The organism is Psychrosphaera sp. 1_MG-2023 (genome assembly GCF_030548245.1).
GTDB classification, from domain to species: domain Bacteria; phylum Pseudomonadota; class Gammaproteobacteria; order Enterobacterales; family Alteromonadaceae; genus Psychrosphaera; species Psychrosphaera algicola.
Genome location: NZ_JAUORW010000001.1, coordinates 298,969 through 320,560, shown reverse-complemented (window position 1 = coordinate 320,560; position 21,592 = coordinate 298,969). Strand labels below are relative to the sequence as shown.

17 protein-coding genes and 1 tRNA gene are annotated in these 21,592 nt (G+C 38.8%); 6 read left to right on the top strand and 12 right to left on the bottom strand.

Going from position 1 to position 21,592, the window contains the following annotated elements; all coding sequences use genetic code 11:
* Positions 1-15: 15 nt before the first annotated feature.
* The 4 genes from Q4575_RS01225 to Q4575_RS01210 all read right to left on the bottom strand — a co-directional run bounded on the left by Q4575_RS01225 (position 16) and on the right by Q4575_RS01210 (position 5,082).
* Positions 16-675: a LysE family translocator gene (locus Q4575_RS01225; protein WP_215962936.1), complete on the bottom strand. Its 660-nt coding sequence runs from the start codon at positions 673-675 to the stop codon at positions 16-18.
* Positions 675-3,776, bottom strand: coding sequence for an FAD-binding and (Fe-S)-binding domain-containing protein (locus tag Q4575_RS01220; protein ID WP_303521068.1), 3,102 nt, complete (start codon positions 3,774-3,776; stop codon positions 675-677). The genes Q4575_RS01225 and Q4575_RS01220 overlap by 1 nt, the downstream gene beginning before the upstream one ends.
* Positions 3,777-4,002: 226 nt before the next feature.
* Positions 4,003-4,284 carry a hypothetical protein gene (locus Q4575_RS01215; RefSeq protein WP_303521067.1) on the bottom strand — a complete coding sequence of 94 codons (282 nt, stop codon included), beginning with the start codon at positions 4,282-4,284 and terminating at the stop codon, positions 4,003-4,005.
* A 210-nt stretch (positions 4,285-4,494) separates the two neighbouring features.
* Positions 4,495-5,082, bottom strand: a complete 588-nt coding sequence (locus Q4575_RS01210; protein ID WP_303521066.1) for a VC2046/SO_2500 family protein — start codon at positions 5,080-5,082, stop codon at positions 4,495-4,497.
* Positions 5,083-5,192: 110 nt separating this feature from the next.
* Between Q4575_RS01210 and Q4575_RS01205 the strand changes: the two genes are divergently transcribed.
* Together Q4575_RS01205 and Q4575_RS01200 are read left to right on the top strand one after the other, a co-directional pair.
* Positions 5,193-5,277: transfer RNA gene (locus tag Q4575_RS01205), tRNA-Tyr, on the top strand.
* 144 nt (positions 5,278-5,421) lie between these two features.
* Complete coding sequence (locus tag Q4575_RS01200; RefSeq protein WP_215962932.1) at positions 5,422-7,071, top strand: tetratricopeptide repeat-containing response regulator; 1,650 nt, start codon at positions 5,422-5,424, stop codon at positions 7,069-7,071.
* A gap of 38 nt (positions 7,072-7,109) precedes the next feature.
* Here Q4575_RS01200 and Q4575_RS01195 read toward each other — a convergent pair whose 3' ends face one another.
* The 8 genes from Q4575_RS01195 to Q4575_RS01160 all read right to left on the bottom strand — a co-directional run bounded on the left by Q4575_RS01195 (position 7,110) and on the right by Q4575_RS01160 (position 19,352).
* Complete coding sequence (locus tag Q4575_RS01195; protein ID WP_252736703.1) at positions 7,110-8,948, bottom strand: protein kinase; 1,839 nt, start codon at positions 8,946-8,948, stop codon at positions 7,110-7,112.
* Positions 8,949-9,070: 122 nt separating this feature from the next.
* Positions 9,071-10,753: a dihydrolipoyllysine-residue acetyltransferase gene (locus tag Q4575_RS01190; protein ID WP_303521065.1), complete on the bottom strand. Its 1,683-nt coding sequence runs from the start codon at positions 10,751-10,753 to the stop codon at positions 9,071-9,073.
* 16 nt (positions 10,754-10,769) lie between these two features.
* Positions 10,770-11,747, bottom strand: a complete 978-nt coding sequence (locus tag Q4575_RS01185; RefSeq protein ID WP_215962929.1) for an alpha-ketoacid dehydrogenase subunit beta — start codon at positions 11,745-11,747, stop codon at positions 10,770-10,772.
* Entirely contained in the window at positions 11,747-12,940 is a 1,194-nt protein-coding gene (locus tag Q4575_RS01180; protein ID WP_215963054.1) for a thiamine pyrophosphate-dependent dehydrogenase E1 component subunit alpha, read from the bottom strand. The genes Q4575_RS01185 and Q4575_RS01180 overlap by 1 nt, the downstream gene beginning before the upstream one ends.
* Before the next feature lie 240 nt (positions 12,941-13,180).
* Positions 13,181-14,221, bottom strand: coding sequence for a succinylglutamate desuccinylase (astE, locus tag Q4575_RS01175; protein ID WP_303521064.1), 1,041 nt, complete (start codon positions 14,219-14,221; stop codon positions 13,181-13,183).
* Between the two features lie 116 nt (positions 14,222-14,337).
* Positions 14,338-16,809 carry a glycogen/starch/alpha-glucan phosphorylase gene (locus tag Q4575_RS01170; RefSeq protein WP_215962927.1) on the bottom strand — a complete coding sequence of 824 codons (2,472 nt, stop codon included), beginning with the start codon at positions 16,807-16,809 and terminating at the stop codon, positions 14,338-14,340.
* A 228-nt stretch (positions 16,810-17,037) separates the two neighbouring features.
* Entirely contained in the window at positions 17,038-18,690 is a 1,653-nt protein-coding gene (gene pgm / locus Q4575_RS01165; RefSeq protein ID WP_303521063.1) for a phosphoglucomutase (alpha-D-glucose-1,6-bisphosphate-dependent), read from the bottom strand.
* 20 nt (positions 18,691-18,710) lie between these two features.
* Entirely contained in the window at positions 18,711-19,352 is a 642-nt protein-coding gene (locus Q4575_RS01160; protein ID WP_272179655.1) for a replication initiation regulator SeqA, read from the bottom strand.
* A gap of 330 nt (positions 19,353-19,682) precedes the next feature.
* On the opposite strand from Q4575_RS01160, the gene Q4575_RS01155 reads away from it, so the two are divergent.
* The 4 genes from Q4575_RS01155 (at position 19,683) to fldA (ending at position 21,576) form a co-directional block, all read left to right on the top strand.
* Complete coding sequence (locus Q4575_RS01155) at positions 19,683-20,438, top strand: alpha/beta fold hydrolase (protein ID WP_303521061.1); 756 nt, start codon at positions 19,683-19,685, stop codon at positions 20,436-20,438.
* 103 nt (positions 20,439-20,541) lie between these two features.
* Entirely contained in the window at positions 20,542-20,763 is a 222-nt protein-coding gene (locus Q4575_RS01150; protein ID WP_272179653.1) for a DUF2788 domain-containing protein, read from the top strand.
* Positions 20,763-21,038: a LexA regulated protein gene (ybfE, locus tag Q4575_RS01145; protein ID WP_215962922.1), complete on the top strand. Its 276-nt coding sequence runs from the start codon at positions 20,763-20,765 to the stop codon at positions 21,036-21,038. Before Q4575_RS01150 ends, ybfE begins: the two co-directional genes overlap by 1 nt.
* Before the next feature lie 13 nt (positions 21,039-21,051).
* A complete protein-coding gene (fldA, locus tag Q4575_RS01140) occupies positions 21,052-21,576 on the top strand; it encodes a flavodoxin FldA (protein ID WP_215962921.1) in 525 nt (174 codons plus the stop codon).
* The last annotated feature ends 16 nt before the right edge of the window (positions 21,577-21,592 follow it).

Genomic DNA, 21,592 nt, shown 5'->3' with positions numbered 1-21,592 from the left:
ATCTATCTTATTAATTTAGAATAGATATTTTGTGATTATTTCACTGTAGGTAATTTTAACGGCTAATAAGATCAATACCCACCCCATTACTCTGTCAAAAATATAGGCATGTCCGTTAAAAAATTCACGAACTTTTGGTCGAGTTAATATTAGTGATAAAAAACAAAACCACGCGGTTGTTGCTAATGCGAGATAAACGCCATATAACCCTTTAATAATTAATGGTGTTTCAGCGCTGACGACAACGGTAAACAACGAGAGAAAAAATATGGTTGCTTTCGGATTAAGGCCGTTTGTTAGAAAACCTAAGTAAAACGCCCTTTTTCCACTAATTTCTACAACGTTATTGTCAATTACCTGTTCGTTAGTTTTAACATTTTTAGATGAACGAATAGCACCAAAACCCAAGTACAACAAAAAACCTGACGCAAAAAGAATTAGAAGATCATACAACCAAGGTGTTGAACTGATAATAAGCCCAATGCCCATTAATGCATACGCTACATGAATGAATATCGCAGTACCAACACCAAGACTGGTGATAATCGCTATCCGTTTACCATAGTTAATAGAATGTTTTAACACGATTGCAAAGTCTGGTCCTGGACTGGCAACTGCAAAAAAGTGGGCTGTTGCAATCGTTAAAAACTCTATTAAAAGACTAGAACTGTCCATTAACTTAACACTTTATCTAACATTTGAATTGGATGACTTAGTTCGACACCATCAAGACGTTTAACTTGGCTTCGACAAGAGAATCCTGTCGCCAAAATAAGTTCTGGCTTCTCCTGCGCAACTGCATGTTTCCAACTTAAGTTATAAATTGTTTTTGACGTTTCTTGATGTTGTTTTTCATGCCCAAATGTTCCTGCCATACCACAACACCCCGTGTTTCTGATATTAAGGTTGAGGCCAACTTTGTTAAAAATACTCACCCAATGTTTTTCAACGCCATTGATTATCGACTTTTCTGTACAATGCGCTAATAACGTGTAGGTGGCTTGACTTTGCAGGCTTGGTGTTACCTCAACTTCCACATCGACGTCCTTTAACCATTCGCTTAGTACCATGACATCAAATTTTACCGCGTCTTTACCGAGAGCTTTTACGTATTCATCACGATAGGCAAATACTAAAGAAGCATCTAGACCAATCATCGGTATGTTGTGCTGTGCAACTTTATTAAAAAACGTTGTGGCTTTAGCCGCGATACGTGCAAATTTAGAAACAAACCCTTTAACGTGGGCTGGTTTACCATTGGCATAAAAAGGTAAAACAATTGGCAAATATCCAAGTTTTGTTAGGACTGAAACAGTATCAACAACTAAGCTACTTTCATAAGCACTGGTAAATGGGTCTTGAACGATAAAAACAGCACGTTGTTTTTGTTGTTCGCTAAGCGCATTTACCCGTTCAGGTGAATACCAATTTTCATTGGCAATCGCTTTTCTTAAATTGTCGCCAAACTTAGGCGCATCAACATACCCAACAAGGTTACGCGTTACCCAGGTGCTAATCGGATTGTGCATAATTAGGTTGCCAACAGATGGCGTTCTACTAAGTAAAGGTAATAACCCTTCTACGTTAGCCACAAGGTGATCGCTAATTGGTCTTAGATATCGTGAATAATACGCTTCGATAAATTTAGTTCGGAACGTGGGCACGTCAACTTTAATTGGACAGGCTGTTGTACAGGCTTTACATGCTAAACATTCGTCCATACTAGCTTTAACTTCATGGTTAAAGTCGTAGTTGCCGAGTTTTGCCCCAGCGGTTCTAAATACCTTATATGGGAATGTTAAAAGCTGCGTAAAACCAGTGCGATACATTTCCCGGTTATCAGCACTAAACGTATTGCCTTGTAATCTGAGCCATTCACGCATTAATGAAGCTCGTCCTTTTGGTGAGTAACGACGGTCGTTACTCGCTTTATAAGAAGGACACATTGGCGATGATGTATCGTAGTTAAAACATTGCCCATTACCATTGCAATTAACGGTGGTTTCAAACTCTGTTTTTATTTCAATTGGAATTTGTTTATCAAATGAAGCGCGTTTTACCGCATCAACCGAAACCATCTTGTCTGTCGATTTGTATGGTGTACAAATTTTACCCGGGTTCAGTCTGTTTTGTGGGTCAAACTGCGCTTTAATTTTTTGAACTTCAGCGAATAACTTTTCGCCAAAAAATGCAGGGCCATATTCACTACGATAGCCTTTACCATGTTCACCCCACATTAAACCACCGTATTTTGCAGTTAATGCGACGACCTTATCGGAAATCGTACGCAGTAAGGTTTCTTGTTCTGGATCGGTTAAGTCTAAAGCCGGCCGTACGTGTAATACACCGGCGTCGACATGGCCAAACATACCGTAGTCTAAATTGTAACTGTCTAATAACTGACGAAATTCTGCGATATAATCGGCTAAATTTTCTGGTGGCACTGCTGTATCTTCTGCAAATGCGATTGGCTTTTTATTACCTTTGGTATTACCTAGCAAGCCTACGGCCTTTTTACGCATACCATAAATACGTTGTATTGCACCTAAGTCGTTGATGACTTGATAACCAATAACCCCGGCTTGTTCAGAACTGATGAGTTGGTCTAATCGAGCACATAAACTCTCAACTTTGATTTGCTGCGACTCAGCAACTTCATCATTAAACTCAACAATGTTTAAGCCGTCCATCACTTTACCAGGCACCGATTGAATGAGGTCAGACACGGTATCCCATACGACATCTTGTTTGGCCAAACCTAATACTTTTGAGTCTATAGTTTCTACCGAGGTTGCATGTGCTTCTACTAAAAATGGTGAGTTACGTAATGCAGAGTCAAAACTGTCGTACTTAACATTTATCAATGTTTTAAATTTGGCGATTGGGGTAATGTTCAGCTTTGCTTCTGTCACAAATGCCAGTGTACCCTCTGAGCCTGTAAGTACTCGAGATAAGTCAAAACTGGTCATGTCGTCGTTAAAAACATGTTCTAAATCGTAACCTGTTAAAAACCGGTTTAAACGTGGAAAAACGTTAAGGATTTCTTCTCTATGCTCGTAACCTGTTTTAAATACTTGAAGATAGAGCGGACTTAATGGCGACTTTTCTTCAATTATGGTTTTGACTTCGGTTACCGGTAAAGGTTTAGTCGAAAGCTTGTGTCCAGAAATTGTGACTGATTCTAATGCTAGTACGTGGTCGCTGGTTTTTCCGTACACTAAAGAGCCCTGCCCAGATGCATCTGTATTAACCATGCCACCAATTGTTGCGCGGTTAGATGTAGATAAATCCGGGGCGAAGAAATAGCCATATGGTCTTAGATAATCATTAAGTTGATCTTTAATAACTCCTGATTGAACACGGACCCATTTTTCATCAAGGTTAATTTCGATGATTTCACGCATATAACGAGACATATCTACGATGACATGCTCGGTTAAGGACTGCCCGTTTGTGCCGGTACCGCCACCTCGTGGAGAAAACTTAATGGCACTAAATTGCTTGTCGTTGGCTAATTGTGTAATGAGCAATAAATCATTTTCGTTTTTAGGAAACAAGGCAGCCTGTGGTAACTCTTGATAAATACTATTATCAGAGGCCAATGTAACGCGCGTAGCATACGTAGTATCGATATCACCGGAAAATGGTGTAGTGATGGATATTTTGTTGTCGGCGGCCTGCGTGGCGTCGGTAGACACGTTGAGTTGCGACAATTGACGACAAAAGTTGAAAACAATCGGAGAAAGCGTTTCTTGTTCAGTAATACGGCGGATCATATGCAAGACAAATTGTTGGATTTGAATTGAATTATATCGTTTTAAATTGAAATTGAAATTACCAAATTAGAATAAGTACAATCAAATGCAACGATGATTGTTTACCGGTCTAAAAATACTAACGCTAATAAGCATTTTTAGTGTTAAAAACAAGGTTATTACCAACCGAACCAGCCCTTTAGCGGCGTCTGTCATTGATAAACATTATGTGAGGTTAACTTCTGTATTATAGAATCGTCACACCTTCAATCTCTAATACTGTTTTTACGTCAGTACGTTCGATAATTTTAACTATGGTTGATTGGATTAGTTCGCTTTCTCTTGCATCTTCTTCGCAGTTGAACCGTTCAACTTGAACATCGGCACCTTCCTCAAAGATAAATTGAACAGCGACTTCGTTTGCAGACGCTGCAGTTTGTCCAAAATATTCTAACGTGATCTGTGGATAGCCCTTAAAACCAGACTTTAGGTGTTTGCTAATTCGTTTTTTAGCCTTGTCGATATGCATGTAATACCCGCTTAGTCAGTAAGTTATCAACTGAGTTATTAATATTGAAACGCTAACTTACTTGGCTTTGATAAAAACTGCGAGCGTATTCTTACCTCTTTGGAAATAAAAGCACTAAATACGGTTAAGAAGTATTTCAACATGTGTGTTTATGGGCATTGTATTAAGTTGAAGGAGAACAATTCACTGAACAGTATGTCTGCGTAGAAGCTAAGCTGAAAGAGAAAGGCGGTTGCTATTATTAAATCGAATATTTTCCATTGCACGTGCTTGGTTTAACGTATTAAACCATGTTTCTACGTCAAGTTTTGGCGTAACCTTGGTTTCATCAAGAATTGAATTTGTTTCAATATCTCGATTAAGTTTCTGTTGAGCTAAATATTTTAACTTAATGTTGTAGTCTAAATTTGCAATCACCTCATCAGGCAAGTTGTTATCTGACTTTGCAACTAAGGGTTGTCGAGCGAGAGACTGCGCTAAATTGATTGAAGATATGTTGCCACTATTTGCAAATCCATTGCACTTTAATTCAGTTTCAACATCAAATTGCCCTACCGATTCAAAGTGTGCCACATTAAATTTCTTATTTAAGTCGTTCAATGTTTCTACAGGTGTGGTTTTGTATTGATGAAATTGATCCAAGTCGGTCGCGTCAGTACTCACCATAGACATAAGCAAATTATAAAATGCTTTATCGTTATCGGTAACCGCTTGAGTAAGTTCAGTGCGAAAAGACGACTCGCGGATCACATCAGCAGTTTGTTCGAATTTAGTGTTTAAGGACGGTTGGGTGTGCATATTACAACTTTTTATTATGCTATTGAGCGTTTTATCGACGGTTAAAGCAATAACTTTAATAAATTATTTACATCACTTAATAATTTGTTAATATCCACCTCGTACTAAGTGGAGGGGTTCCCGAGTGGCCAAAGGGATCAGACTGTAAATCTGCTGGCTCTGCCTTCGGTGGTTCGAATCCACCTCCCTCCACCACTTATTATGTAGACCGAAGTCCTATGACTTCGGTTTTTTTTCGTCTTCTTTTTACTATTTTTTCCATTCTTTTAAATAAACACTTGAATTTCAGCGTAAACTTACCAAAACTGAGGTGAGATTAAATATCAATAAGTTGTAACTTTGAAAACTGAATTTTCATTTGCTGACAAAAACATTCTTATCGTAGAAGACCAGAAGCCTTTTCAAGTCATGCTCAAGGGGATGTTAAAAAACATGGGGGCTAGAAACGTAGTTGTTTCTCCAAATGGAGAACAAGCTCTTGTGCGTTGTAATGAAGAAAAGTTTGATGTGATCTTTATCGATTACAATTTAGGTGATGGCCGTAACGGTCGACAGCTATTTGAAGAATTAAAGGAACGAAAATTATTACCAGTGCATAACGTAAGTATGTTGGTAACTGGTGAGAGTGAATTAAACATGGTTATCGGGGCTGTTGAAGTTAGGCCTGACGATTACGTTGTTAAGCCCTTTTCTCAAAATCTATTAAAGCAACGAGTGTCCCGTACTTGGCTCAAAAAGCAAACATTATTGCCATTGTTAATGTATCTAGATAGGGATCAATTAGATAAGGCGTTAATACAGGTTGATGAATTATCTAAAACGGCTCCGCGATTAAGAACACTTATCTTAAAATACAAAGCGGATATTTTGTTTAAATTAGGCAAGTTTCAAGAGTTAGAGGCCTTTTTAGACCAAGTACTTAAAGTTAAGAGTTTAAATTGGGCATTGGTTTATAAAAGTAAACTAATGCGGTCCAAAGGCAAACACGGTCTAGCGATAAAATATAGTAAAGAAGCGCTCTCGTTGAGCAAACTGACCATTGAAGCATACGATATAATTGCTGATTGTTATTTGCAAAACTCGGAAACTAAACCCGCTTACGACTGGATCAGGTCTGGTATCGAAAAATCCCCTTTTTCTGTTCAACGCCAATATAAATTAAGCTCTATTGCAAAATTGAATAAAGACTACGACGTATCAATAAAAGCGTGTAATCAAGTTGTTGAACTGACATCAAAATCATTTCGTAGAGATCAAAAACATCTTTTGAACCACATTCGTAATATCATCGATATTTGTGAACTAGAACAAGATGTAAATAAAAAACGTAAGTATAATCAAGAAGCTATTTACGCTTTGCAAAAGTCAAAACATGAACAACATGTGAATGCAGCACTGAAAATTGAAGACTTTGAACAGATTTGCATGGCCCGACTCGATTCTGTAAATGGGCTAAATTATCAGGCCAAGCGATCATTTTTTGAATTATCAGCAAAATTTACTAATCGCAAAATCGATCTCCCTTCTAACTTATTGCCTGACAGTGTCTCATTGATGTTGAAAATTGGTGAATATGAAAAAGCCAAAGAATATGCCCAAAAAGTTGAAATGGTAAAAGATGATTTAGATGACTTTGCAATTGAAATGATTGCTCGGGCCCGGGAGAATGCTGGTGAAAATATTGATCTTGTTAAAACGCTCAATAAAAAAGGTATTGAAGATTATCATAAAGGTGAACTGCACAATTCGCTTAAATACTTTGAACAGGCACTTAATATTGCCCCAATGAACTCTGGTACGGCGCTAAACCTTATCCAGGTCCTAATTTCATTAATTGAGTCTGAGCCAAGGTCGCGCTGGCAATTAATTGATAGATGTCGGTTTATCTTTAAAATAATCGACGGTATGCCTTTGGCGCAAGCAAATAATCAAAGAGCTATGTCGTTGGCTGAAAAATTTAATACGCTAGTGACAGAACCTAAAAAATAATTCTCAATGAGTCGTTTTTAATCGTGCGTTTAACGCGCTTATGCCGTGAGTCGTTTAAGTGTATTGCAATACAACTCAGGTCGCTTGGTTTGATAAGAAAACGATTTAGTGTCTTTGTACGGTAACTTCATAAATCCAGATACACCTATGCCTTTTATATGCTTAATATTTGCCAAAACCCCGCTTAAATGATGTTTAAATTGCAAGTATTGTGACTCATCTAATAACGTATAGTAATTATGAATTTTTAGATGTTTTGGCAACGCCTCAAAAATAATACAACCAGTATGCCGTATGTTGTTCAGGGCGACTATGTGTTGCATTATTTCTTCTGGTAAGGCTAACTTTTCGTCCGGATCATCACCATCTTCAAAATATGAGTGTTGTTTGTTGTCATCGGTTTCCGGTACGGGGGTAATTTCAAATGAAATATGTGTGGTATCCGAACAATAAAATGGTTGGTGTTCGTTTTCACGCTCAAAATGCAGAGTATTTTTAGCATCAAATAAACACGCTTTAAATATACCTTCTCTAAGTTCTAAGCTTCGGGCTAAATCAATAATATTATCTATTGTTTGACCCACACTGACTTGGTATTTAACGTCAAATAGATTTAGATTCGATTCTACAGAAATTTTGTCCGCTAACCAGTGAATCGCAAATCCACCAACGATGGGAAATTCATTCAATCGGCTTACCGCCGCGACAAACGCTTTTTCATTTTCTCCCATGCCCTGTAGATAGTTTTTATAATATTTGTCGAGTTGTGCATCTTTAATGCCGTCAAGTGAAGCCGCGTCTGCCTGATGTTGCCGTAAAAACGACTTACGCGATGAATAGACAACTGTTTCTACATTTTGTTTTCGTACTTTTGTCCAAATAGGCAAATGATTTGCGTCTTGATAATTTTCGGTGTCACTCAATACCCAATTCTTTAAATGTTTTATTTGCGTAATAAAGGTATCACCGGCTTTGTGCTGTTTAGCGACATCGTCACTCAACATATCTGACAACACATCTGAGAACGCTTTTGGCAGGCACAACGAATTTGTCGGTATGGCCGCGACACCGTAGCGGCAATTTTGATTAGACGCTAAGGCATATAAGGTGGCCGCGGCGCCTTGTTCGTCGAACCTAGGACTAGACAGACCACCGTTTAGTTGGTCATTACCGATAAAATATACGTCACCTAACCGAGAATTAGTATTTTGCATATCTGCAGACATTAATTCCATGACGTTGTTAACTATGGGTTGGCATTGAGTATCAAGCTGGGCAAATACACTAGAGCCCCAATCGACAAGCGAAAGTTTTTGAGTATGTTCATCCCATAACAAATTGGATGGTTTTATGTCGCCGTGCACTATCGGACGGGATTCTAATTGGCCATTTGCGCCTTGTATTTGTACGCTTCGCAAATAAACTAATATATCGGCGAGTTGTTCTGCAATTTTTATAATTAAGTACACGGGTAAACGACCATAACTACGAGAGAGCTCGTGTAAATCAACTCCTTGACCTCGTTGCATTACTAAAATGCCCTGTTTTTTTATGCTCTCAAACGCAATATATTTTGGAATACTCGGGTGATCTAACAAACCAAGCATATACCCTTCTTCTTCGAGTCTTTCACGGACAGCTTGAGGTAACGTAATTCGGGAGAATTTGAATACCCGTTCATTACGCTTTTTATCCGTACCGACAAATACAAATCCATAGGCACCTTTACCAATTAAATGGACTTGTTGGTAGCCCATTTTTTGTAATTGTGTTTGACACAAGGCGACCCAATCTCTTAGTTTTTTAGCGTCGTTTGCCGCCAATAAATAAATTGACTGTTCGTCTGAAATATAAAAATTTTTTAAGTTAATTTCCAAAGTCATATTCCATTTTATATCGCTATTTTTTAAATCGTATCTGATTTGAAGCTAAACTAAGTGGCCGCTTAGGTAAAGTCACATATAGCAAAATGCCCGCTTTAGCGGGCATTTTCAACAAGTTAAATCATTTCAGTTAACATTGATGATGGTTCTTCTAAATAACTCATCCATAAATTATTGAAACGAGCTATGGTTCCTCCATCGATTACCCTGTGGTCGCCTGACCAACTTACCGTCATTATTTGCCTCGCAACCACATTACCACTTTCATCAAAACGCGGTAACGTTTGCATTTTTCCAAGCGCGACAATAGCGACTTCGGGTTTATTGATGATTGGTGTTGCTGTCGTGCCACCAATTGCACCGATATTAGATATCGATATAGTGCCATTTTTTAGCTGTTCAGGCGCTAACCGACCGTCCCGAGCGCTCTTGGTGATGGCCATGACATCGACGGCGATATCGCGTATCGATTTACTCTGACAGCCTTTTATATTAGGAACAAGCAAGCCAACTTTACTATCGACAGCCATACCAATATTGTGGTCTTCCAGATAGGTTAATTCAGTACAATCACTGTTTGGCTGACTGTTCATTATAGGGAATTGCTTAAGCGCTAAAGACATTGCTTTAATGAAAAAAGGCATCATTGTTAGTTTAATGTCATCTTGCTCAAATTTAGGTTTTAGAGCTTTTCTAAGTTTAATCAACTCAGTTAAGTCAATTTCATCACTGTAGGTAAAGTGTGGAATGCTTGAAACCGAATCTTGCATTGCTTTTGCCATCGCCGCTTTAACGCCGCGTATCGGCTCTACTCGATTAGACCCTGTATTGGTGTTTGAAGCTGATGCTTTAGCAACTGATGTTGTCATATCACCACTTACTCCGGCATTGGCTTGTACAACCGTATTACCAGAATTACCGACAGACAATAAATCTTGTTTGAATACTCGACCTTTCTCACCACTGCCAACAACCGCTGTAATGTCGAGGTTCATTTCTCTTGCCATCCTACGGACCGCAGGCGATGCTACTGCTTTCTTTTTACCAGTTGAAGCCGTGATGCTCGTCACATTGCTCGTTACATTGCTTGTGTTATTGCTGGTGTTATTGCTGGTATCGCTTATCGCTGGGTTTGTTGTTGTATTTGACCCGACAGCACTAGCTAAGCTTTTTGTTTGAGTATCTTCGTCACTTGCTATGTGTGGCGACGTAACCTGGGCAATGCCCTCTACTTTACTTGTAATTGCAAATAACGGTTCATGTACTTTGGCAATATCGCCTTTTGCATAATAAAGCTTACTAACAATACCGTCGTTTTTGGCTGGAATTTGCACGAGTGCTTTGTCTGTCATGACTTCACAAATGGCTTGATCTTCTAGTACTTCCTCGCCTTCTTCCACTAACCATTCAGCAACTTCACATTCGACGATCCCTTCACCGATATCAGGTAATAAAAAGTCTTCTGTTTTTGTCGCATTGTTGTTAATAGAAACAACAGGAGTTTGATCCATAATCTGCTCAGATACGCCCTGCATCGGCGTTGATTCCGACAATGGCTCTCCAACTGAGGAGACTGCAAATAAAGGCTCGTGGACAATAGCCACTTCACCTTTTTCATAATATAACTTAGTGACAACGCCGTCAGAAATCGCTGGTATCTGTACTAACGCTTTATCCGTCATAACATCACATACGGGTTGATCTTCAACGACAGTATCGCCCTCTTGAACAAACCACTCGACAACCTCGCATTCAACGATGCCTTCGCCAATATCAGGTAATATAAAGTCTTTACTCATAATGTGTACCGCCTGGCTAATATTGAACTGAGCGTAAAATCGCTTCGTAAACTTTTAAATGATCTGCCATATATTCTTTTTCCTGCGCTAATGGATACGGGGTATCTAAACCACACACTCTATCGATTGGCGACTCTAAATGTAGAAAACATTCAGACTGAATTGTGGCCGATATTTCAGAGGCAAAACCACCGGTTAATGGGGCTTCTTGAGAAATAATTAGACGACCCGTTTTGATCACAGAGTTAGCGACGGTTTCAACATCCCAAGGCAATACCGTTCTTAGGTCGATCACTTCACAGGATATTCCCTGCTTTTCCGCCATTTCAGCAGCCTTCTCAATAATCTCAACCTGCGCGCCCCAGGCCAGTAACGTGACATCATTACCACCTTTGATGATTTCAGCTTTATCGAGCGGGATCAGGTACTTTTCCTCAGGCACTTCGCCAACAGATGCTCGATATAAACGTTTTGGTTCGAAAAAGATCACAGGATCATTCGCTTCAATTGAAGATGCTAACAACCCTTTTGCTTGATATGCGTTTCTAGGAAACACTAACTTTAAACCTGGTGTATGGGCAAAATAGGCTTCAGGTGACTGTGAGTGATACAGTCCACCGGCAATACCGCCACCATAAGGCGTTCTTATCACTAGATTTCCGACGTTAAATTCATTACCTGAACGGTATCTAAACTTTGCGGTTTCATTAACGATTTGGTCAAATGCTGGAAATATATAGTCAGCAAACTGAATTTCAGCGATCGCTTTTACGCCCTGCGCAGCTAACCCGTTCGCAAAGCCTAATATGCCTTGTTCTACTAGAGGTGTATTGAACACACGTGACTTACCAAATGTTTCTTGGAGTCCACTTGTTGCTCTAAATACCCCGCCAAAATATCCGACGTCTTCGCCAAATACACAGGCTTTAGGGTGCTCTTCCAATGCAATCATCAATGCGGAATTGATCGCCTGTAACATGTTCATTTTAGCCATTAGTGGTTCTCCCCTTTAGCGCCTGACGAGGCCGGATAATGCTCAGGGTACTTAGCAATGTGAGCTTTAAGTTCATCCATCTGTTTACGAAGATGCTGTGGTACTTCTTCATATACATCTGTTATTAAGTCTTCAAGTGACGGCTTTTCGACAACTTCGGCTTTTTTCAACGCCGCTAATACTTCCTTACGAATAGTTTCTTTGCTTGATTCGTCTTCTTGCTCATCTAACCAATTTTGCTTGATCAAATAATTACGAAAACGATTAACCGGGCAGTTTAGACGGAAATTTTCTTCCTCGTCCTTTGAACGATAGCCCGTCGGATCATCTGAACTACTGTGGGCAGCTAAACGATAAGCTATTGATTCAATTAGAATCGGCTCGTTATTTTTAACAGCATATTCACGCGCTAATTTAACTGCCTCATATACAGCTAAAGTGTCAACGCCATCGACACGAATAGACTTCATACCATAACCGACGCCACGACACGCAATGCCATCGCCTTTAAACTGTTCACTTGCTGGAGTTGAGATCGCATAGCCGTTATTACGCGCAAAAAATATCACTGGGGCTTTATGAACAGCGGCCATATTTAGACCGGCGTGGAAGTCTCCTTCTGAAGCCGCACCTTCACCAAAATAGCAAATAGTACATCCACCATTACCATCTAGTTTTTGGCCATAAGCATAACCAGCAGCTTGTGGAATTTGGGTTCCAAGGGGAGATGAAATCGTCATGTAATTTAACGCGTTAGAACCATAGTGAATGGGCATTTGACGGCCTTTCCCTAGGTCTTTAGAATTTGAAAAGTTTTGATGCATAAATTGTTCAAGTTCAAACCCTCGATACGCTAACGCTGCTTGTTCGCGATATTGAGCAAATATCATATCTTGGGATTCTAATGCCGCCGCAGAAGCTGTTACAGCAGCTTCTTCACCTAAACACTGCATATAGAAGCTGATCCGCCCCTGTCGTTGAGCGGCCAGCATTCGTTCGTCTAATATACGGATGAAACGCATTGTTTCGTAAATTTTAATTGCAGTGTCTTTATCTAATGACGAATGACAAGCACCGTCGTAAAGCTCACCATCGGCATCCATCATTTTAAATACAGGTATAGATAACGCATTTTCAGAAATAAACTCTAATTTCAAAGTTTCTTCTTTTGTAATGTTATTTGGATTATCTATGTTGTTTAACTTGCCCATTAGGCTTCCCCTTAATCCCATCACTAATGTGATTTTAGACCAATAAAAGATTCTCGGTCTGGATAAACAGCTTGATTGTTATTATTTGGCGGGACTTTACCTTTACGTAAAGTTGGATTCAATTAGCTGGCATTTTAGAGCTTTTAGTTTAGACCTTGTAAGTGTTCAAATATGTTGCCACTACATATAATAAAGGCACTAATATCAGTGCCTTATGTGTTTTTAAATTATGCTATTTGAAACGCTGGTGGGCACGACGGTTAATATGGCTCGTTGGCCAATTTCAACCGCTGCATTTGGAAACACGATGGCTTCCCCATCTATTTCAGCGACGATGTCATCCCCATTTTCCTTTGCGAGCAATTCACCTTCTTTAAATTCACTAAAATTCGCGAGTTGGTCGTCAAAGCCAAGTTCAAAGTCGCCATAATTTTTGGTAATAGAACGATGCACTTTTAGCATGACAAAATTAGCTTCATCAAATAGTGTTTTGTCTACGTCAATTCCACACATCAAATTTCGCAGTGTTACTTTGGCTTTTTCAAATTTTGATTTATCGTTTTCACCAAAACCCCTAACCTTACCTAACTCAATGGTAAACGAATCTGCGCCGTGGACACTCGATGAATGATAACTAAATGTGGTAGCCGGTTTTTGCATTAACATAACCGTCGTGACGTCCATTGCACGTAGTAGTTCAAACTGCTGAGTTTTCCAAGGTGAATTGCCAATGTAAGGGTAAACAGCAAATTTTTCATGGACCGAATCTTTGATTGCGGTATGCAAATCATAATGACATTTGTTTTCGGAATCATAGGTTTGATAAAAACGTGCGACATAACATTCTAGTTTTTCAGCACGTTGACGTTCTAAGTTGGTTCTATCACCATTAATATCGACACCGTTTAAATAGGTAGAGCAAAATAGTCTATTGAGGTTTTCAATAACAAATCGCTTGTTGATATTCATTGATGGTGGATTACCAAATATAAATAATACTGGTCGTTTTAATGTTATCTCTTTAGTGAGTATTTCTTTGATCAACTCATTGATCATTTCAATCGGTGCAGTTTCATTGCCATGTATACCGGCGGACAATACAATTGCTAAGTCAAATTTACTGGCCCCAATAGGGCTGACTTGCAACACTCCGGTATCCCAGATCTCAAAACTATGTTTATTATCTTCAAATCGACTTGCAGGTAAATGGTTCTCGTGTTGGCGAGTTAACGCCAAAAAATCGTTATTTTTTATGTTTGTCATAGGATTTTATAATTATTATTTTTAACTTAGTTAGAGTCTAACGCTTATTTTAGAAAATAAAAAACCCGTTGCTAATAATTTAGCAACGGGTTTGCTGTATCGCTTTTGTTACGCGACTACCATTTAGTTTTGCAAGATTTTAGTTTCCAAATACGGTCAACATAGTCTTGAATTGAACGGTCTGAGTTAAATTTACCCATATATGCGGTATTTAAGATCGCACTTTTCGCCCAACCTTTAGTGTCTCGATACTTAGCATCTATCTCTTTATGTGCCTCAGAGTAAGACTCAAAGTCAGCTAAACATAGGTATGGGTCACCACCGTCTAATAAACTATGTTTGATACTCGATAACGCACCAGGTTTACCCGGTGTGAAGTAATCTGTATCGAACCAATCTAACACTGCTTTAATTTCAGGGTTGCCATAGTAATAATCCCAAGGATTATAACCTTCAGCGTTAACTGCTTTAACTTCATCGACAGTTAAACCAAAGATAACAACGTTTTCTTCGCCCACTTCCTCAGCAATCTCAATGTTCGCGCCATCGAGTGTACCGATGGTAATTGCACCATTAAGCGCAAGTTTCATGTTACCTGTACCGGATGCTTCCTTACCGGCTGTTGAAATCTGCTCAGATACGTCTGCAGCAGGGATCATTTTTTCAGCAAGTGAAACGCGGTAGTTAGGTAAAAATACTACTTTAAGCTTGTCTTTTATTCTTGGGTCATTATTAACTTTGTCAGCAACTTTGTTGATAGCAAAAATTATGTCTTTTGCTAAACGATAACCAGGTGCTGCTTTTGCTCCAAAAATAAAGACACGAGGGTGCATATCGTAATCTGGGTTTTGTAATAAACGACGGTACAAAGCCATAATGTGAATTAGATTCAAATGTTGGCGCTTATATTCGTGTAATCGTTTGATTTGAATATCAAATATAGCTGATGGGTCAACGTCAACATTAACCAAATCTTTAATAACTTTAGCTAATTTAACTTTGTTAGTATGTTTGATGTCCATGTATTGCTTTTGGAACTTAGCATTGCCTGCTTTTTTGTCCAAACGGCGTAATAACTCTAGGTTTGTTGGCCATTCATCACCAACCGTATCGTCAATTAGGCTAGCTAATTCAGGGTTGCAATACTTCAACCAACGACGTGGTGTTACGCCATTTGTTACGTTTGTTAGTTTGTCAGGCCATAAAGCGTCAAATTCTGGGAATAAGTCAGATTTAACCAACTGTGAGTGGACTTCTGCAACACCATTAACTTTATTAGAACCGATAACACTTAAGTTACCCATTCTTACCATGCGATCATGACCTTCTTCTATAATAGAAAGCTTAGATTTAATCGAGTCGTCACCAGGCCATTTTGCTTCAACTTCGTCTTCTAAGAAGCGACGGTTAATTTCATAAATAATTTCTAAATGACGTGGTAAAACTTTTTCAAATAAACGTACAGACCACTTCTCTAGCGCTTCTGGCAACAAGGTGTGGTTGGTATAAGAAAAAGTTTCACGACAAATTTGCCATGCGTAATCCCAAGATAGCTCTGCTCGGTCGATTAATATACGCATCAACTCTGGGATGGCAATTGCCGGGTGAGTGTCATTTAACTGTACGGCAACTTGAGCACTAAATTTGCTCCAATCATCACCGTGAACACGTTTATACCGACGGATAATGTCTTTTAATGAACAAGCGCTAAAGAAGTATTGCTGAATTAAGCGTAATTCTTTACCAGCGTCCGTTTCATCATTTGGATAAAGTACTTTTGAAATTGTCTCAGATTCTACATTTTCTTTATGAGCATCATGGTAGCCACCTGAGTTAAATACATCCCAGTTAAAGAAATTAGAAGCGCGAGATTCCCAAAGTCTAAGAACGTTAACGTTATTACCAGTATAGCCAACAACCGGCACGTCCCAAGGAACACCTTTAATGATACGACCTGGGTGCCATTCTTTTACAATTTTGCCCGACTCATCAAATTTTGTTTCAACATAACCATAAACCGGTATGTCTTGAACACTTTCAGGACGGCATATTTCAAATGGGTTACCGTATTCACGCCAGCTATCTGGGCGTTCAATTTGATGACCTTCTTGGAATTCTTGACGGAATAATCCATGTTCGTAATGAATACCATAACCAACCGCAGGTAATTCCATTGTTGCTAAACTATCAATGAAACAGGCAGCTAAACGACCTAAGCCACCGTTCCCTAGCGCCATATCTTCTTCTTCATCCACTAATTCGTCAATGTTAATGTCTAAATCGGTAAGTGCTTGTTTTGCTGTTTCGAACAAACCCAAATTGATTAAGTTGTTACCCGTTAAACGTCCCATTAAAAATTCTAAAGAAAAGTAATGAACGGCACGTGTATCATTTTCAAAATAAGTTTTTTGTGTATTACTCAATCCGCTGTAAACAAATTCATTTAATGCTGCTGATGTCGCATTCCACCAAGAGCGGTTGCTCGCTTTGTTTGCGTCAGTACCAAACGTACCGTGTAAATGTTTAATAATAGAGTCTTTGAATTGTTCGGCGGTAATCTCGCCCGCGATCATCTTGTTATTTTTCATATTGGGATCTACTCCTTTATTACTGCCTATTTAAACAGCGTCTCTTTTGCGCCGTTGCAGTTATTGAAATCATGGTTAAATTTATAGTCGATATATGACAAATAAATGATTTAGTCTTGAATGATGAGTGAAGAATATATCCTAGAGCCCCGCAGACCAAGGTGGTCTGCGAAGTTTTTTAGCAACATACGTTTGCACAGCAAGTTTCTGGCCAGTGTTTATTCATTCTTATAACTTTTTATTAAAAGATGAAGAAACAATTGCTTGAGCTTCCGCTTCAATTTTATCCAAATGCGCCTGACCTAAGAAACTTTCCATATAAATTTTATAAATATTTTCAGTTCCAGATGGACGCGCAGCAAACCAACCATTTTCCGTAACAACCTTTAAACCGCCAATTGCAGCGCCATTTCCGGGGGCATTAGTTAAAATTGCAGTAATGGGTTCACCCGCTAGCTCTGTTGACGTGATGTCTTCAGGCTTAAGGTTAGTTAAAATGGCTTTTTGTTCTGGATTTGCTGGCGCATCTATACGTTTATAAATAGGTGAACCAAGCTTTTCAGTTAATTGTTCGTAGTACTGAGATGGATTTAAACCGGTTACGGCTGTTATTTCAGCGGCGAGTAGCGCAAGGATTACTCCATCCTTGTCAGTCGACCAAACTTTGCCTTCTTTGGTTAGAAACGATGCACCGGCACTTTCTTCACCACCAAACATAAGTTGATGATTTACCAGCCCTTCTACAAACCATTTAAACCCTACCGGTACTTCAACAACGTCTTTATCATTGTCTTTAGCAATTCGGTCTATTAAAGACGTACTCACTAATGTTTTACCGACCTTAAGTGTTGAATTCCATTGAGGTCTATTCTTGCTTAAATAATCGATACAAACTGACAAGTAATGGTTTGGATTCATTAATCCATGTGTTTTTGTCACAATTCCATGTCGGTCGTAGTCAGGGTCGTTTGCAACCGCAACTTCAAATTGATCTTTTAGTGCGATTAACCCAGCCATAGCCGATGCAGAGGAACAATCCATTCTAATTTTGCCGTCTTTGTCGAGCGTCATAAACTCAAATGTTGGATCAACGACGTCAGACACCATAGTTATGTCTAAATTGTAATGTTCAGCAATTGCCGGCCAATAGTGAATTCCTGAGCCTCCTAACGGGTGAACACCAATCTTTACTTTAGCGTTGCGAATTGCTTCAAAGTCAATAACTTGCTCTAGCCCTTCGACATATTGCTCAATAAAGTTTTGTTCTTTAACGTAGCCTGTTTTCATTGCATTAGTATAAGGAAAGATTTGCACATCGTATAAGTCGTTCCTTAATAATTCATTTGCGCGGTCTTCAATCCATTTTGTCGCTTTACTATCTGCTGGTCCACCATGCGGAGGGTTATATTTAATACCACCATCTTGTGGCGGATTATGGGATGGCGTAATAATTATGCCGTCGGCTAAAAAGGATGGATGAGCTTCATTATAATTTATAATGAGATTCGAAATTACCGGCGTTGGTGTATAACCCAAATCTTGCTGAACATGAGTTTCAACTTCGTTAGCTACAAGCACTTCTATCGCAGAATAAAATGCCGATTCTGACAACGCATGAGTATCAAACCCTAAAAATAGTGGGCCTTCAAAATGATTGGCTTTGCGATAGTCACAGATGGCCTGTGTAATCGCTAAAATATGAGATTCATTAAACGTGGTATTTAGAGACGCGCCACGATGACCAGATGTTCCAAACGCTACGCGTTGTTCAGGAAACTTATCAACATCAGGTTCATTTAAATAATAGGCAGACATCACTCGAGGGACATTAATTAAGTCCGATTTTTGAGCGGGTTTACCAGCATTTTGATGTAACGCCATAGGTCAATTCCTTTAAAATTCTAAATGAGTTCACGTAATTCTTCTGCCTGCTCTTGTGTATAATTAAGTGCAGACGCTACTTCTGTAATTATTAATTTCTTTCTTGGCGTATTGTTATTTGTAACAACCCAATAATGACTTTCTGGAATTTGCTTGGGTTTAATACTACTGCCACTGGCTTCTAATTCTTTCGCCGTCTCACCAAAGTAATGGCGTTCACGGCCTTTTATGTCCAATACTTTTTTAAATGATTTATTATGACAACGATAAAAAGCGGCCAAAATAAATAGGAAACGGCCTACCGCACCTTTTTGTGTCATGACTTCTTCTTTATTAAGAACGTCAAAAACATTACCGTTGACTTGTATGTCTTCTTTTAACTCTTCTGTCGCATCTTCGCTAATAATATCTTTATTATCAGCAACAGATTTAGCTATAACAGCAGAAGCTGATTGCGGGGCACTGTCTGGTTCAGAGGACATTGCGACTTTATTTTGTTGTACCTCTGCTGTTAGAGGCTTTAACACGTTAGGCGTCATCGCCTTCTCTGCCTGCTGGTCGATTAACAATCGACGTAAAATGCTAGACGCGCTTTCACCAATATCTTGGGTTTGCGACGCTATGTATTGGTATAAATCATCTTCAATTTGAATAGTTTTCATAAATATTGATCAGTTCATTGGAGGATTGTGATTAAAACACTGAGTTGAGCCTATTATAACCAGAATTCCTGCTCAGCTTAAAGAACCATCTTATACCAAAGACGATATTGAATAAAAACCTTTGTTATTAGACAATAAACCCACTAGAGCTTTTAACCTAAATCGTCACAACGCCAATATTAAAAATATCTGTTGTGTTTAAATGGTATTACTACTGCTTTACCGCGATATTACAGTTTTATTGAATAATTAGGATAGACTAAATACCGCTAAAACAAATAAAATTTAGCCTACGTTGAGTAGATAATTAAGATTAATAAAGAGAAAAACATGTCTATTCATTTTGAAAAGTTTGGTAATGGCCCTGCATTAATTGTTATTCATGGCCTATTTGGTACTTTGGACAACTTAAAAACAGTCGGGAAAAGTCTCTCTGATCATTTTGAAGTGTTTTTAATAGACGCTCCTGCACATGGCAAATCTTCAACCCCGACGCCATTGGATCTGCAATCTATGGCTGACATGGTAATAACCTTTATAAAGCAACAACACTTGTCAAAAGTCAGCCTATTAGGACATAGCTTAGGCGGTAAAATTGCAATGGAAGTAGCTTTAAAAGAGCCAACATTAATTACTAAACTTATTGTAGCGGACATTGCCCCCGTTAAATATACACGCCGACATGATGCAATAATAAATGGCCTGCAATCTGTAACGGTCGATACGAATAATAGACGTGATGCAGATAGTAAGTTAAAAGGCTACATTCAAGAACCTGGCGTGCGAGGCTTTTTATTGAAAAGTTTTCTACCTAATGCAAGTTCTCCGTGGGCTTTTGACTTAGATGCGTTAGCCAAAAACTACGACAATCTTATAGACGGAAATACCAATGTAACGTCTCCGGTAGATACCCTATTTATTATCGGTGGTGAGTCAAATTACGTCACGTTGGAACATAAGACAGCAATACTCTCTCGCTTCCCAAATACCCGTTCTAAAGTGATCCATGGCACTGGCCATTGGCTGCATGCCGAAAAACCAGCAGCTTTTGAAAAAATTTGTCGAGAATTTTTAGTTCAGAGCTGAAATTAGTGTCGTAGTTTGATAGAATCCGCCGCCGTTTATTGTTTATTAAATAAAACGGTGGGTTTAAGACAATTTTCAAAAACATTTTAGGTAAGTTAAAACGATGACACCGCAACAGTATGCCATTGCCGAAACGATAGGATTAAATCTGTTTTTTATCGGAATTTTCATTTTTATAGGTATGGCAATTCAAGATGTTCTAAAAAAAGGCGAAGTGCCTAAATTTGGTCGGGTATTTGTTTGGTTTGTTTTGTTTTTGGGATGCGCCGGCTTTGTGTTTAAAGGCATAGTTCAGGTTCTTTGGGAATCAAACGGACTTTCTTAATGGCTAAAGTAACAATTGATCGTACAACCATTGACTTGTTTGAGACTGAAAAGCAACGGGGGCGACCTAAATCGTCTCCATATAGTCGAGAGCAACAACTAAGAATTAATAAGAAAAATCAGCTTGTTAGAGATAGACAAGCGGGTTTAAAAAGAGTCGAAATTAAGCTTCATAAAGAAACTTATGATAAAGCGTCTGAATTGGCCCTAGAACGAGGGTTAAGTCGCGGCGAATTTTTAGCTGACTTGATAAACGAATCATTAAAAAATTTATAGAAGGTTATTTTAAATGGCAAGCGTAGGCATTTATTTCGGTAGCGACACTGGTAATACTGAACATGTAGCAAAACTTATCCAAAAAGAACTTGGTAAAGGGCTAGTTGACGTTCATGACATCGCAAAAAGTACAAAAGAAGAAATTGCAGAATACGATTTGTTGTTATTCGGGATCCCTACTTGGTATTACGGCGAAGCACAATGTGACTGGGATGACTTTTTTCCTGAATTAGAGCAAATAGATTTTGATGGTAAGTTATATGCTGTATTTGGCTGTGGCGACCAAGAAGATTATGCTGAATATTTCTTAGACGCCATGGGTATGGTACGAGATATTGTTGATGCTAAAGGCGGTATTTTAATGGGCTTGTGGCCTACTGAAGGTTATGATTTTGTTGCTTCTAAAGGGTTGCAAGATGACAACCATTTTGTTGGTTTAGGTATAGACGAAGACCGTCAACCAGAACTAACCGAGCAACGAATTAAACAATGGTGTGCTCAGATAAACGAAGAAATGTGTTTAGATGAACTAAAATAATATTTAGATAGCGCAT

Bases quoted from the DNA above. Each gene is read 5' to 3' on its own strand.
- Q4575_RS01185 (WP_215962929.1), bottom strand. From the start codon at position 11,747: ATGGCTAAAATGAACATGTTACAGGCGATCAATTCCGCATTGATGATT.
- fldA (WP_215962921.1), top strand. From the start codon at position 21,052: ATGGCAAGCGTAGGCATTTATTTCGGTAGCGACACTGGTAATACTGAA.
- Q4575_RS01150 (WP_272179653.1), top strand. From the start codon at position 20,542: ATGACACCGCAACAGTATGCCATTGCCGAAACGATAGGATTAAATCTG.
- Q4575_RS01190 (WP_303521065.1), bottom strand. From the start codon at position 10,753: ATGAGTAAAGACTTTATATTACCTGATATTGGCGAAGGCATCGTTGAA.
- Q4575_RS01170 (WP_215962927.1), bottom strand. From the start codon at position 16,809: ATGAAAAATAACAAGATGATCGCGGGCGAGATTACCGCCGAACAATTC.
- Q4575_RS01210 (WP_303521066.1), bottom strand. From the start codon at position 5,082: ATGCACACCCAACCGTCCTTAAACACTAAATTCGAACAAACTGCTGAT.
- Q4575_RS01155 (WP_303521061.1), top strand. From the start codon at position 19,683: ATGTCTATTCATTTTGAAAAGTTTGGTAATGGCCCTGCATTAATTGTT.
- Q4575_RS01160 (WP_272179655.1), bottom strand. From the start codon at position 19,352: ATGAAAACTATTCAAATTGAAGATGATTTATACCAATACATAGCGTCG.
- Q4575_RS01225 (WP_215962936.1), bottom strand. From the start codon at position 675: ATGGACAGTTCTAGTCTTTTAATAGAGTTTTTAACGATTGCAACAGCC.
- ybfE (WP_215962922.1), top strand. From the start codon at position 20,763: ATGGCTAAAGTAACAATTGATCGTACAACCATTGACTTGTTTGAGACT.
- Q4575_RS01220 (WP_303521068.1), bottom strand. From the start codon at position 3,776: ATGATCCGCCGTATTACTGAACAAGAAACGCTTTCTCCGATTGTTTTC.
- astE (WP_303521064.1), bottom strand. From the start codon at position 14,221: ATGACAAACATAAAAAATAACGATTTTTTGGCGTTAACTCGCCAACAC.
- pgm (WP_303521063.1), bottom strand. From the start codon at position 18,690: ATGGCGTTACATCAAAATGCTGGTAAACCCGCTCAAAAATCGGACTTA.
- Q4575_RS01215 (WP_303521067.1), bottom strand. From the start codon at position 4,284: ATGCATATCGACAAGGCTAAAAAACGAATTAGCAAACACCTAAAGTCT.